The 14,320-nt window shown below is 61.9% G+C and carries 6 protein-coding genes; 4 read left to right on the forward strand and 2 right to left on the reverse strand.

What is annotated here, in order from left to right:
• The first annotated feature begins 240 nt into the window (after positions 1-240).
• Genes JL100_RS06520 through JL100_RS06530 form a run of 3 tightly spaced genes read left to right on the forward strand, consistent with a single transcriptional unit; the run spans position 241 to position 10,135 of the window.
• Positions 241-6,993 (forward strand): pre-peptidase C-terminal domain-containing protein, encoded by a 6,753-nt coding sequence (locus JL100_RS06520; protein ID WP_202679927.1) that lies wholly within the window; start codon positions 241-243, stop codon positions 6,991-6,993.
• A 40-nt stretch (positions 6,994-7,033) separates the two neighbouring features.
• Positions 7,034-8,785 carry a type I secretion system permease/ATPase gene (locus JL100_RS06525; protein WP_202679928.1) on the forward strand — a complete coding sequence of 584 codons (1,752 nt, stop codon included), beginning with the start codon at positions 7,034-7,036 and terminating at the stop codon, positions 8,783-8,785.
• 12 nt (positions 8,786-8,797) lie between these two features.
• Positions 8,798-10,135 (forward strand): HlyD family type I secretion periplasmic adaptor subunit, encoded by a 1,338-nt coding sequence (locus JL100_RS06530; RefSeq protein ID WP_202679929.1) that lies wholly within the window; start codon positions 8,798-8,800, stop codon positions 10,133-10,135.
• Between the two features lie 260 nt (positions 10,136-10,395).
• Here JL100_RS06530 and JL100_RS06535 read toward each other — a convergent pair whose 3' ends face one another.
• Positions 10,396-12,195: an IlvD/Edd family dehydratase gene (locus JL100_RS06535; RefSeq protein WP_202679930.1), complete on the reverse strand. Its 1,800-nt coding sequence runs from the start codon at positions 12,193-12,195 to the stop codon at positions 10,396-10,398.
• A 277-nt stretch (positions 12,196-12,472) separates the two neighbouring features.
• Between JL100_RS06535 and JL100_RS06540 the strand changes: the two genes are divergently transcribed.
• Positions 12,473-13,768 (forward strand): EAL domain-containing protein, encoded by a 1,296-nt coding sequence (locus JL100_RS06540; protein WP_228421103.1) that lies wholly within the window; start codon positions 12,473-12,475, stop codon positions 13,766-13,768.
• Positions 13,769-13,798: 30 nt separating this feature from the next.
• On the opposite strand, the gene JL100_RS06545 is transcribed toward JL100_RS06540, so the two are convergent.
• A complete protein-coding gene (locus JL100_RS06545) occupies positions 13,799-14,290 on the reverse strand; it encodes a hypothetical protein (RefSeq protein ID WP_202679931.1) in 492 nt (163 codons plus the stop codon).
• Positions 14,291-14,320: the final 30 nt, after the last annotated feature.

Genomic DNA, 14,320 nt, shown 5'->3' on the forward strand with positions numbered 1-14,320 from the left:
ATTCCGCATCAACATATTGCGGGCAAGCAAAATTTAATTAGTAAACGAAATTTAAAAGACCGCAGGGAAAATGTCCAGAAATGTGACTATTTTTCCAGTTTACGGGAAATCGGATGTTCAGTGATGGCGCAACATCTTAAAGCTGTGCGACATCTTGGCAGATTTCGCGTCGAGGCGGTTTCTTGTGGGATTAATCCAAAAGTGGTAGCTTCCGGCCGTGTCTGAAGCAGGAAGCCACTGATGCCCAACGATGATTACGCAGGCGGAACTATAACCGTCGGATACGTGCCGGTTGGCGGATCAACAACGGGGACCATTGAAGCTTACGGCGACACCGATTGGTTTGCTGTCCTGCTTCAGTCAGCTGTTGTCTATAATGTTGACTTGGAAGGGATGGCGACCTCTGCCGGGACGTTGAGCGACCCGGTTCTTCGTCTGCGCGATAGCGGAGGCATACTGTTGGCGAGCGATGATGACAGCGGTATCGGCTTAAATTCCAGTATTACGTACCGAGCTGGAGCACCAGGGACTTATTATCTCGATGTTCGTTCATTCTCAACCTACTCAACTGGAACTTATACTTTAAGCGCCAGGGCCATAGCGGATGACTATGGTAGCAACAGCGGCACCGCCGGGCGGGTGAGTGTCGGCGGCTCCACGACGGGTGCGATCGAGACCAGTTCCGACGACGATTGGTTCGCAGTCACCCTCACCGCGGGCGAGCGCTACGGCATCGGCATCACCGGCACCACGCTGAGCGATCCGTGGCTGCGGCTCTACGACGCCAGCGGCAGCGAACTGGCATCCGACCGCTATAACTGGGGAAGCGCCGCAAGCCTCGCCTATACCGCGGCAGCCACAGGCACCTACTACATCTCGGCCGCGCACAGCTACCAGTCGACCTGGTCCAATTACACAGGCGGCTATACGGTGTCGGTCCTGGGCGACGATTTCCGCGCCGACAGTTCCACCACCGGCCAGGTGAGTGTCAGCGGCTCGACGACCGGCACGATCGAGACCAATGCCGACGACGACTGGTTCGCGGTCACCCTCACCGCGGGATATGCCTACGACTTCAGCCTTGGCGGCGGAACCCTGTCCGATCCCGCCCTGCGCCTCTACGATGCCGCCGGCACCCTCCTGGCCTCGGATCTTTACAACTGGGGCGGCTCGGCCAGCCTGACCTATACCGCGGCCCAGAGCGGGACCTTTTACGTCTCTGCTGCCCACACCTATTCATCCGCGTGGTCGAACTACACCGGGACCTACACGCTCTCGGTCGCCGGCGGTGCGGCTGCCGACGACTATGCCGCGACCGGCCAGACCACCGGACGGGTGAATGTCGGCGGCTCGACGACCGGCATTATCGAGCGCAACGGCGATGCCGATTGGTTCGCAGTCACCCTCACCGCGGGCGAGCGCTACGGCATCGGCATCACCGGCACCACGCTGAGCGATCCGTGGCTGCGGCTCTACGACGCCAACGGCAGCGAACTGGCATCCGACCGCTATAACTGGGGAAGCGCCGCAAGCCTCGCCTATACCGCGGCAGCCACAGGCACCTACTACATCTCGGCCGCGCACAGCTACCAGTCGACCTGGTCCAATTACACAGGCGGCTATACGGTGTCGGTCCTGGGCGACGATTTCCGCGCCGACAGTTCCACCACCGGCCTGATCGCGGTCGGCCAGTCACTCAATGGCGCCATCGAGACGGCTGGCGATGAGGACTGGCTCGCTCTGGATGCTGTCGCGGGCACTGAATACTCGTTGTCACTGGCCGGGACGACGCTCTCCGATCCTTGGATGCGCGTTTTTGACAGTTCCGGAACCCTTCTGCTATCCGACCGATACAACTGGGGCTCCGATGCGACGCTCTCCTTCACGGCATCCAGCACGGACCGCTACTATGTTTCGGCCGCGTCAAGTTCCAACTACTACGGGAGCCACGGGACTGGTGCGTACCAACTGCTGTTGAGCAGCCAAGTCGACGATTACGCCGGTGACTCTTCTACCACGGGCCGGATTTCGGCAGGGGAAAGCATAGCCGGGAACATCTCTTTTGCTAATGACACCGACTGGTTCCGGATTTCACTGATCGCCGGAACCCGATATGTCATGTCCCTGAATGGCTCCATCACGAGCGATGGCACTCTTTCCGATCCTTGGTTGGAACTGCGGGATGGGGACGGCACGCTCATCGCTTCGGACGATGACAGCGGCATCGGCCTCAATGCCCAGATCAACCATGTTGCCGTCCAGTCGGGTACCTATTTCTTGTCGGCCGAGGCATTTTCGAGTTCTCAGACCGGCACCTATACCCTGGTGGTTGCGGATTCCTCGGCTGAGGACGATTATGCTGCCAACACCAGCACGACAGGGCAGGTCGCAGTAGGTGGGTCGGTGACCGGCTCGGTGCAATTTTCTGGTGACAGCGATTGGTTCGCCTTATCGTTGCAGGCAGATACGGTTTACCAATTCGATCTCGAGGGATCGGCGACACAACGCGGTACTCTCAGCGACCCCTTGCTCCGGCTGCGCGATGCGGGCGGCGCGGTGCTGGCGAGCGATGACGATGGTGGCACCGGGCAGAACGCACAGATCGTCTTTACCGCCACGACGGCGGGAACCTACTACCTTGCCGCCGAGGCCTTCGCTGGTACAGGCAGCTATACGGTGCTGGCATCCACGATTGCAGATGACTTCGCGGGTGATCCAGGGACCACCGGGCAAATCACCGTCGGCGGAAGCATTTCCGGAACTGTCGATTTCAATGGTGACGAAGACTGGTTCGCCGCGACACTAACGTCCGGCAACACATACGTCATCCCGATGCGGGGAAGCAGCGGACAGGACGACACCCTGCGGGATGTCCGTGTGTCCGTCTTTGACGCCACATCCACGCTGATCGCCTGGGCGCAGGACACTACCGGCAATGGCGCTCAGATCACTTTGCAACCAACTTCGACCGGGACCTACTACATCGCGGCAGCCGGTGTATCGCACGACACCGGCGATTACACGATCGATCTAATCGAACAGGCAACGGTCACCGATGATTATGCCGCTTCGACTGCGACCACCGGTGCAGTCTCCATCGGCGGGTCCACAGCCGGCACGCTGGAGTACGGCGGGGATGCCGATTGGTTCAGGGTATCGTTGACAGCCGGGACTTCTTACAGCTTGGGGGTCGGTGGCCAAGTATCCGGGCTCGGCACCCTGACCGATCCTTACCTGCACCTGTACGATGCGGCCGGCATCCTCCTGTATCAGGTGGATAACAGCACCACCGATAGCCGCTTCAGCCCGGATCCCACCCTCCAGTTCACCCCCGGAACATCGGGAGATTACTTCCTATCGGCGTCGGGCGCGCGGTCCAGCCTGTCCGGCACTTACCAGGTGTCGGTTGCGGAACTCGGGACCAATGGGGGCGACGACCACCCGAATACGCATGACAACCCGAACTGGACGCCGCAAACCGTAGATATTGGGGGGAACCGGTCCGGAGAGGTGGAGACGACCTCCGATGTGGATGTATTCGTCGTCACGTTAGAGTTAGGATCAACTTACAGTTTTTCCGCCGATGGAGATCCCGTTAACAACCGTCCGCTTGCCGATCCGTTTTTGAGATTGCTGGACTCTTCGGGGAGCATCGTGACCAGCGATGACGATGGCGGTCCGGGCCTCAATGCCGCGATCACTTACACCCCGATAACCAGCGGGCAGTTTTATTTAGCGGTCAACAGCATTGCGGCGACCTCTCAGCGCACTGGTGATTATCGTGTCTCGGCCGCCACAGTTCAGAACGACGGCACGCCGACGGACGATTTCGCCGCGGACAGCTCCACATCCGGGCGGGTGGCTATTGGCGGAACCGCTGCCGGCACGATCAACCGGAACGGCGACAAGGACTGGTTTGCTGTCACGCTGCAGGCCGGTATGTCCTATGTGCTTGAGGTTCGTGGGGCCGATACCGGCAACGGCACACTGGCCGACCCGGGGCTTAAATTGTTCAACCCCCAAGGGTTGCTGGTCGGCGAGGATGGCAACGGTGGAACCAGCAGCGATGCCCGCCTGACTTTCATCGCGGCAGTGGGGGGAACCTATTATCTGTCGGCGGAATCCCAGTTGGAAACTGGAACCGGCACTTATCAGGTTCGTGCTCGGCTTCTGGACGCAACAACATCCGATCCGTTGCTGGCCAATCAATGGCATCTCAACAACACTGGGCAGAGCGGCGGGACGGCCGGGATCGATGTTCGGGCTTTTACGGCTTGGCAGGATTACTCCGGTCATGGCGTCCGGGTCGGCATCATTGACGATGGTGTTCAATCGACCCATCCCGATCTTGACGGCAACACCGATACGCGGACCGATTACGACGCCCGCGATAACGATGACGATGCCGATGCCGGCGCTTACGACGATCGCCACGGCGTCGCCGTTGCCGGTCTAGTCGGGGCGGAACGCTTCAACGGGATCGGCGTGGTCGGCGTCGCCTATGATGCAACCATCGTCGGCTTCCGCATGGGCTTTGGATCGAACGGAACACTGGGGCAGATCACGTCCAACTTCGTCCGTCAATCGCAAGTCGACGTCTCAAACAACAGTTGGGGCTTCGGGGGCTATTTCTTCGACGATCTCGACGGCAGCACCTTCACCGCGACCAACACGGCGATCCGCGGCGCCATAGAAAACGGGCGCGGCGGGCTAGGCACGATTATTCTGTTCGCTGCGGGCAACAGCCGCTTGGAAGGCCAGAACACCAACTACCACGGTTTCCAGAACGCACGAGAGATCATCACCGTCGCGGCCATCGAGGACGACGGCACTTACAGTTTCTACAGCACACCGGGGGCCTCCATCCTGGTGGCATCCCCCGGATCAGGCGTTCCCGGCAGCATCGTGACGACCGATCGTATCGGCAGCTACGGTTACGATGTCACCGATTACACATCGCGCTTCAACGGAACTTCGGCGGCAACCCCGATCGTCAGCGGTGTCGTTGCCCTGATGCTGGAAGCAAACCCGAACCTGGGCTACCGTGATGTCCAGGAAATCCTGGCACTTTCCGCCCGACCGATCGATGCCGCATCGCCGGACTGGACGACCAACGGGGCAAACACCTGGAACGGCGGCGGTTTCCGGGTCAGTCATGACTACGGATTCGGTCTGGTCGACGCGACTGCGGCAGTCCGTCTGGCTGAGACCTGGACGCTTCAAGGCACGGCCGCCAATGAGATTGAGGTCACCGCTCGTACGGAACCGAACTCAACGATCCCCGACAACAACAGGACTGGCATCACGAGCGAGCTGACCATCATCGATCCGATCGAGTTGGATTGGGTGGAAGTGGTGGCCGACATTCGGCACGGCAACATCGGCGATCTGACCGTCACCCTGATCTCGCCCGACGGGACAAGGTCGATTCTCGTTGATCGGCCCGGCGTGACATCGACTACGCCATCGGGCAGCAGCAATGACGATATCCGCTTCACCTTGTCGTCCAGCCATCACCGGGGCGAGACCAGCATCGGAACTTGGCGTCTGAATGTGGTCGACCATTCGGCCGGCACCACCGGCAGGCTGGTTGAATGGAGCCTGCGGCTGTACGGAGACGCCGCTACCAATGACAACAACTATGTCTATACCAACGCGTATGCCACACTCGCGGAATCGGAACGCCGGACGCTGGTTGATCGAGGCGGTACCGATACGATCAATGCCGCGGCCGTCAGCGGCAATTCGACGATCAACCTGACTGCGGGCACCAACAGCATTCTGGCAGGTACTGCCCTGACGATCGCCGCCAGAACAGAGATCGAGAACGCCTATGGAGGTGATGGCAACGACACGCTGATCGGCAATTCTGGTGCCAACCTTCTGAGCGGCGGCCATGGCAGCGATATGCTGACGGGCGGGGACGGTGACGATACGCTTTATGGCGGCGCTGGCCGGGATGTTGCAATTTTTGCTGGCGCTTTCGGCGACTATACGATCACGGCTGGGAACGGCTTTGCCACCGTGCGCGACAACCGCGCCGGCGGCGGTGATGGCACAGATACGCTTTATCAGATCGAAACGCTTCGGTTCGCCGATGTTTCATACGAGTTCGACAACCTCAATCAAACCCCGACCGTCAACACAACGCTGCCCGACCATGTGTTCTTGGCGGAGCAGGCAATTTCCTTCGGCGTACAGCAATCTGCCTTCCAAGACGCCGACGTTGGCGACCGCCTGGAGATTGATGCGAGGCTGAGCGATGGCAACGCTCTTCCTTCCTGGCTGACTTTCGACGCCAACTCCCGTTTGTTCTTCGGGTCTCCAGATGCGGCCGAACTGGGTGTCTACGATATCAGGGTCACGGCGACGGACAGCCATGGTTCGGCAACGACTTCGACGTTTTTCATCGTTGTCACGCCATCAGGCTTCAGCAGTATCGAGTACCTTGCCAGCTACGGCGATCTGGCGGCTGCATTCGGCACTGATGAGGTGGCTGCTGCCCGCCACTATGTTGCTTCGGGCCGTTTCGAGGGACGTGCTCAGGACGCTTTCAGCGGGCTAGACTATCTGGCCACCTACGGGGATCTGGCCGCGGCGTTCGGCACCGACGAACGGGCGGCGGCCCTGCATTACATCGGGAGCGGACGGTCCGAAGGGCGCACCGCCGATGGCTTTGACGGGCTCGACTACCTGGCCACCTACGGGGATCTGGCCGCGGCGTTCGGCACCGATGAACGGGCGGCGGCCCTGCACTACATCACGAGCGGCCGGGCCGAAGGGCGCACCGCCGATGGCTTCGACGGGCTCGCCTATCTGGCCGCCTACGGGGATCTGGCCGCGGCGTTCGGCACCGACGAACGGGCGGCGGCCCTGCACTACATCACGAGCGGCCGGGCCGAAGGGCGCCTGCCAGGCGGATCGGCAACCAATACCCTGTTTGCATTCGATGCCCTGTCGCAGCAGCATAATTCGGATACCTGGCTGAGTTGATGACCGATGAGCAACAGGTGGTGAGGCTTTGAAGCAATTCATGAAGGCCACCGAACTTGGCCGGGCACTCAAGGCATGTCGTCTCCATTTCGCCCTGGCGGCCCTGTTCAGTGCCGGCATCAATCTGCTTTATCTGGCTCCGCCGCTGTTCATGATGCAGGTCTATGATCGCGTTCTGAACAGCGGCAGCGAAGCGACACTGTTTTATCTGATCCTGGCCTTGTTCATCGCGCTAGCCACGCTCGCAGTGCTGGACGACGTGCGGGCACAGGCACTGACGCGCGCCGGCGTCCGGCTCGACCAGCGCCTCGCGGCTCGGGTGCTGTCATCCCTGATCGATCTTGGCTTGTCCCGCCGGACCCCCCCAAGAGCCCAAGCATTGCGAGATCTGGAAACGCTCCGGCAATTCGTGTCCAGTCAAGGAACCCATGCGCTGTTCGACGCACCATGGATGCCGATCTACCTGCTGGTTCTGACCTTGATCCATTCCTGGATGGGGCTATTCGCGCTGGCAGGGACGGTCGTGATCGTCTGTCTCGCCGCAGCCAACGAATATGCCACGCGCGTCGCGCTGCTGCTCGGAAACGAGCAGTCGATCCGCAACCATGCTGCGGCCGAGGCTACGCTCCGCAATGGGGAAGTCATCCAGGCGATGGGTATGCAGCGTGGGCTGATGCGACGCTGGCGGCAGAACCGCGCCATGGCTCTCGGCTTGCAGATTGTCGCCTATGATCGCAATTCTTTTTATTCCAGCCTGATCAAACTGCTTCGGCTATTCCTCCAATCCCTGATGCTGGGCTTGGGAGCTTGGCTTGCCATCGAGCGGCAGATTTCGCCGGGTGCCATGTTTGCCGCCAGCATTCTATTTGGCCGGGCAATGGCTCCGGTCGAGCAGATGATCGGTGCGTGGCGTCAATTTGTCGGGGTGCGGGAGGCTTATGGCCGGCTCGGCGATCTCCTTCGTGCAGTTCCCCCCAATCCGGAGCGTATGCAGCTTCCCGACCCGGAAGGTGCCCTGTCGCTCACCCGTCTGATCTTTGCCCCGCAGAGTGCTGATCGGGCGGTCATCAAGGGTATCGATCTCTCCATTGGACGGGGTGAGGCAGTTGGCATAATCGGTCCCAGCGCCGCCGGCAAATCTACGCTGGCCCGGCTCATGGTCGGTGTGTGGCGTCCCAGTGCCGGTGTCGTCCGGTTGGACGATGCCGATGTGTCCCAATGGGATCGCGAACAACTCGGGCGGCATATCGGCTACCTGCCCCAGGATGTGGAACTGTTCTCAGGGACAGTGTCGGACAACATCGCCCGATTCCAGGAGACACGGGCCGACGCCGTGGTTCAAGCCGCCAACAGGGCTGGCATCCACGATCTGATCCTTCGCTTGCCCGACGGGTACGATACCGAAATTGGGGAAGGCGGTGCAATCCTGTCGGCGGGCCAGCGCCAGCGCATCGGCCTTGCCCGTGCACTGTTCGGCAATCCCCGGCTGGTCGTATTGGATGAGCCCAATTCCAATCTGGATATCGAGGGGGAGCAGGCGCTGACTCGTGCCGTTAGCCAGTTGAAGGCCGATGCGGCCACAGTGATTGTCATCACCCATCGGCCCAGCATCCTGGTTGCGGTCGATCGAATCATCGGTTTGCGCGATGGCACGGTCGAGATGGACGGGCCTCGCGGCGAGATCCTGGCACGAATCTTCCCGCCACCGGGCCGCCCGGCCCAAGCTCAATCACCGACTATTGTCGAGCCGTCGAAATGGTCCGAGACCCGCCGGCCCGTGGAACAGGCATGAGAGGAACAGTCCATGACCGAAACGGCCATGTCCGGCACGGCGACCGGTCCCTGTTCAGCCCGCGTCGACGACGGCATCGGTCGGCCGATGATCATAGGACTCTTCTCCATTCTGCTCTTCTTCGGCGGTCTGGGTGGCTGGGTGTCAATGCTCCAGATCGACGGGGCGGTGATCGCCCAAGGTTTGATCAAGGTCCAGGACAACCGGCTAACCTTGCAACATCGTGAAGGTGGAACGGTCAAGTCCCTGGAAGTCAAGGAGGGCGACAGGGTCGAAGCGGATCAGGTCCTGATCAGGTTGGACGACACCGAGTTGAAGGCCAATGTCGAAATCCTGACACGCCAATACAATACCCTGAGTGCCCTGGAAGGTCGTCTGATCGCCGAGCGGGACGATTTTGCGGAAATCCGGTTTGATCCGATCCTGACCGCCAAACGTGCAACCGACCCGGTGATTGACGCGCTGCTGCGGGGGCAGGAAAGCTTGCATCGAAGCCGGCGCGAAGCGTTTCTCAACGAGATCAGCATTCTCCGGCAGCGCATCGCCCAACTGGGTGAGCAGATCCGCGGCCATGAGGGGCAGGCCCGGTCGCGCAACGATCAATTGCGCCTGATAAGGGAGGAATTGGCCGGTACACAGGAACTATACTCCAAGGGACTGGCGCCGAAGACAAAAGTCCGGGCGCTCGAACGGGCTGCGGCCAGTCTGGAAGGAGAGCGGTCGGAGCATTCATCGAACATCGCGCGTGTGCAGGAAGCGATCACTGAGGCGGAATTGCAGATCGTGCAATTGAAGCGTGATCGGATGGCGGAGGTGTTCAATTTGATGCGCGACAACTCCGATACCCTGTTCGTTTTGGAGCCGCGCCTGATGGCAGCGCAAGCGGCCCTGGCCCGGGCCGCGCTTAAGGCGCCCACCGCCGGCGATGTCGTCGGATTGCGGATCTTTACTGAAGGGGGCGTGATCCGGCCGGGCGAGCCGATCCTGGACATCGTGCCCGAACGCCGCGAACTGGTTGTCGAAGCCCATATCGATCCACGAGATATCGACGATATCCGATTGGACCAACAGGTTCAGGTCCGCCTAGTCGGCTTCAGACAGCGTAATATTCCGGCCATTCGAGGCACGATTAGACAGGTCTCCGCCGATCGGTTGATCGAAGAGCGATCGGGAACGCCGTACTATACGGTGATCGTCGAAGTCAACGAACTGGACACCGCCAGCACCCCGGAAATCAGGCTGGTAACCGGTATGCCGGTCGAGCTTGTCGTCCCGCTGAAGGCGAGGACCGCGTTGGACTATCTGCTCGAACCCCTGTACGAAAGCTTCCATCATGCATTTCGGGAGTGAGTGCGTTGGACCACATGCGTTGACGCTGTGAGATAGCCTCTGCCAACTCATGCGCGAGGCTGCGGACGACGAATCAGGAATGCCAAGCAGCGACAGGCTGCCAAGGCCAGAAATGGAGCCTTTCGAAAATTTTCGATCCTGGCGTGCCTCGAACCTCTCCCGAACAGACTGCGGAAGCCGACCTGCGGCAGTTTACAAAAAGGGAAGCGCCGGCGGTCTCCCGCCAGCGCTTCTGCTGCTTCCGTGTGCTCGGCTGACCCTCAGTGCGAGTGGCGCGGCATGCCGCTGGTGTGGACGACATCCTGGTACTTGACCGCCATCTCCAGGCATCCGCCGTCCGAGAGCTGGCCGACCAAGCCGCGGTAGAGTTCCTGCCACGGTGTCTGGTGCTTCAGCTCCGGCAGCTTCAGCGCGGCGCGGCGGGCCGCGATCTCCTCGTCGGAGGCGAGCAGGTCGACGCGGCGCTTGCGCAGGTCCACCCGCACCTTGTCGCCGGTCTTCAGCAGGGCCAGGCCGCCGCCGACCGCCGCCTCGGGCGAGGCGTTCAGGATCGACGGGCTGGCCGAGGTGCCGCTCTGGCGTCCGTCGCCGATCGTCGGCAGGGAGACGATGCCCCGCTTGATCAGGTGGTCGGGCGGCTGCATGTTCACCACCTCGGCGGAGCCGGGATAGCCGACGGTGCCGCAGCCGCGGATGAACAGGATGCAGTTCTCGTCGATGTCGAGCGACGGGTCGTTGATCCGCGAGTGGTATTCCTCCGGCCCGTCGAACACGATCGCCCGGCCCACGAAGGCGTCGGGATCGTCGGGGTTGGACAGGTACTGCTTGCGGAACTCGGGGCTGATGACGCTGGTCTTCATCACCGCCGAGTCGAACAGGTTGCCGCCCATGACGAGCATGCCGGCCTCTTCCATCAGCGGCTTGTCGTAGGGGCGGATCACGTCGTCGTCCGGATCGGGCGCCCGCTCGACGTTCTCGCCCATCGACTTGCCGGTGACGGTCGGCGCGCCGGTGTGGATGCGGCCGGCCTTGATCAGTTCCTTCATGACCGCCGGGACGCCGCCGGCCCGGTGGAACGCCTCGCCCAGGTAGAAGCCGGCCGGCTGGCAGTTGACCAGCAACGGGACATCGTGCCCGAACTTCTGCCAGTCTTCCAGCGTCAGGTCCACGCCGACATGGCGGGCGATCGAGATCAGGTGCGGCGGGGTGTTGGTCGAGGCGCCGATCGCCGAGGCGACCACGATGGCGTTCTCGAACGCCTCGCGGGTCATCACCTTGCGCGGGGTCAGGTCCTCGCGGACCATGTCCACGATGCGCTTGCCGGTCAGGTAGGCGATCTGGCCGCGCTCGCGGTAGGGGCCGGGGATGGCGGCGCAGCCGGGCAGGGACATGCCCAGGGCCTCGGCGATGGAGTTCATCGACAGGGCGGTGCCCATGGTGTTGCAGTGGCCGACGCTGGGCGCCGACGAGCTGACCATGTCCATGAACTCGTCATAGCCGATCTTGTCGGCGGCGAGCATGCGGCGCGCCTCCCACACGATGGTGCCGGAGCCGGCGAGCTTGCCCTTGTAGTGGCCGTCCAGCATCGGGCCGCCCGACAGGACGATGGCCGGGATGTTGACGGTCGCGGCACCCGCCAGCATGGCGGGCGTGGTCTTGTCGCAGCCGGTGGTCAGCACGACGCCGTCGAGCGGATAGCCGTACAGCACCTCGACCAAGCCGAGATAGGACAGGGTCCGGTCGAGCGCCGCGGTCGGCCGCTTGCCGGTTTCCTGGATCGGGTGGACCGGAAATTCCAGCGGGATGCCGCCGGCTTCGCGGATGCCGTCCTTGACGCGGGACGCCAGCTCGAGGTGGTGGCGGTTGCAGGGCGCCAGGTCGCTGCCGGTCTGGGCGATGCCGATGATCGGGCGGCCGGACTGGATCTCCTGCCGGGTAAGCCCGTAATTCAGGTAGCGCTCGATGTAGAGGGCGGTCATGTCGGGGTTCGACGGGTCGTCGAACCAGGCTTGGCTGCGCAGTCTGCCCGAGGCGTTCTTCGCGGATGTCTCTGAGGTCATGGTTCTCCCCTCGCTCCGTTCTTGTGGCCCGTTCTTGTGGCCCGCTTTCGTGACCGCCAGTTTGGCTGGTATGGCAGTCAGGAACAATAGGGCGGAGGCAATAAATCCGCAGTCGCGGGGTGGCGGCGCGGGGAAGCGGGTTCATTTCGCCACTTGGGAATTGGCTTAAATTAACGATTTGTTGCTTCTCCGGATGATAACGTCTTGCCGTGCGGTGGCGGATCGGTACGGGAAGACAGATGAGCGCGCTCAACGGTTCAGCCGGAGTGATGTGGCCATGATGAATCGCCCGAGGCAGGATCGCCCGCCTCGCGACTGGGTGCGCGTCAAGCCGGGGGAGAAGGCTGCGGCGGTTCCGGAGAAGCCGCAATACGACGACGAACGCCTGCTCAAGCTGCTGCAGTCCGCGAAGCGCGAACTGCAGGGTCTTCGCCTGATCCATCTCCATCTGTCGATCCTTCAGGACAAGAATTACGGCGACATCCACGAGATCAAGCGGGCGGTCCAGGCGATCGCCGACAACTCGGCTTATCTGCAGCTGTTCACCCTGTCCAACGACGATGTGCTGATCCTGTACAAGGGCATCAAGTTCTCGACGATCACGGAGGCCTGCCAGAAGATCGAAAAGCTGATGCTGTCCCGGACGAAGATGACGGGGCCGAACGCCTACCGCGAGAATTCGCTCTACTCGATCATGGAGCTGTCGCTCAACTTCGTGAACGTCATCCGGTTCATCGAGGGTCTGGACAAGGACGGCGGCGGCGGGGACGCCGCCAAGGCCGCCACCAAGGAGCCGATCAGCCTGGAGGAACTGGCCAAGATCGAGCGCCAGATCGGAAACTTCGACCTGTCGCCCTTCATGCTCAACCAGCCGATCGTCGATATCCAGGCAGAGGAGGATAATCGGCGCGAGTATTTCGAGATCTATATCGCCGTGAAGTCCCTGGAGGATCGCCTCAGCCCGGAGTTCGACCTGACGGCCAACCGGTGGCTGTTCAATTACTTCACGTCCAGCCTGGACCATGCGGTCCTGAAGTCGCTCAACCATGGCGTCGACTTCATCCGAGGCCACAAGATCGGGCTGAACCTCAATCTCAGCACGATCATGTCGTCGGCGTTCGTGAAGTTCGATGAACGGCTGACCATGGAGTTGCGCGGGAACATCGTGCTGGAGATCAACAAGGCCGATCTGGTCGAGAATATCGAGACCTACAAGGAGGTCGTCGAGTTCGCGAACAACCGCGGCTATTCGATCTGCATCGACGGCATCACCCCGATGTGGGTCGAGCACATGGACCTGGAATACATGGCCTGCGACTATGCCAAGATGTTCTGGAACAACGATCTTCTGGACATGAGCGAGGCCGCGCTGGAAAGATTCGGCGCGAAGATCCGCAGCCAGGAGAACTGCCGCTTCATCCTGGGCCGGTGCAGCAGCGTGACCGGCCTGCTGTTCGCCCAGAAACACGGCATCCATCTGGTCCAGGGGCGCATGGTCGATACCATCCTGCGCAAGGGCGTCAGGATCACCGACGCCCTGAAAACGGCCAACATCATGGAGACGGACGACTGAGGAGGCCGAATTCAGCCTGTCGCGGGGCGATCAGCGTTTCAGGAACAGCAGGACGCCGTCGAACCAGTTCATCGCGATGAGATCGGGCGACAGGCGGGAGATCCAGGAGCCCCGGTCGTAGGAGGGGCCGATGTCGCCGCTTCCGCAGGTGATGAAGTGGGTCGGGTGCGGAACGTCGGGGGACGCGACGCCCATGGCGTCGGGCGAGGCGTCGTAGGTTTCCTCGATCAGGGTCCGCAGTGGCAGGGTCTCGGTGGTGATCCGCGGCGACTCGCAGGTGTGGCCATCCATGGCGAGGCTGTCGCCGGTGACGTGGAGGCGCAGGGCCAGCAGGGCGGGATCGTCCGGCAGATAAGCGGTCACCCCCGCCGTATTGACCTTGGCCGACGATGCCGACCAGGTGCCGGCGAGAGCCGGCGGTACCTGGCCGGAGCCCGAGGGGGCGGCGTCGGCCGCGCAACCCGCCAGCAGGAACGCGGCGGCCATGGCCGTCCACGCTCTTGCCGCGTTCCCGATGATCATCGCCGAAGGCTCCCGTCACGCATCCATGCA

Origin of the sequence: Skermanella mucosa, assembly GCF_016765655.2 — a bacterium.
GTDB lineage: Bacteria > Pseudomonadota > Alphaproteobacteria > Azospirillales > Azospirillaceae > Skermanella > Skermanella mucosa.

Coding starts and splice junctions, on each gene's coding strand:
- JL100_RS06525 (WP_202679928.1), top strand. CDS start 7,034: ATGAAGGCCACCGAACTTGGCCGGGCACTCAAGGCATGTCGTCTCCAT.
- JL100_RS06520 (WP_202679927.1), top strand. CDS start 241: ATGCCCAACGATGATTACGCAGGCGGAACTATAACCGTCGGATACGTG.
- JL100_RS06530 (WP_202679929.1), top strand. CDS start 8,798: ATGACCGAAACGGCCATGTCCGGCACGGCGACCGGTCCCTGTTCAGCC.
- JL100_RS06540 (WP_228421103.1), top strand. CDS start 12,473: ATGATGAATCGCCCGAGGCAGGATCGCCCGCCTCGCGACTGGGTGCGC.
- JL100_RS06535 (WP_202679930.1), bottom strand. CDS start 12,195: ATGACCTCAGAGACATCCGCGAAGAACGCCTCGGGCAGACTGCGCAGC.
- JL100_RS06545 (WP_202679931.1), bottom strand. CDS start 14,290: ATGATCATCGGGAACGCGGCAAGAGCGTGGACGGCCATGGCCGCCGCG.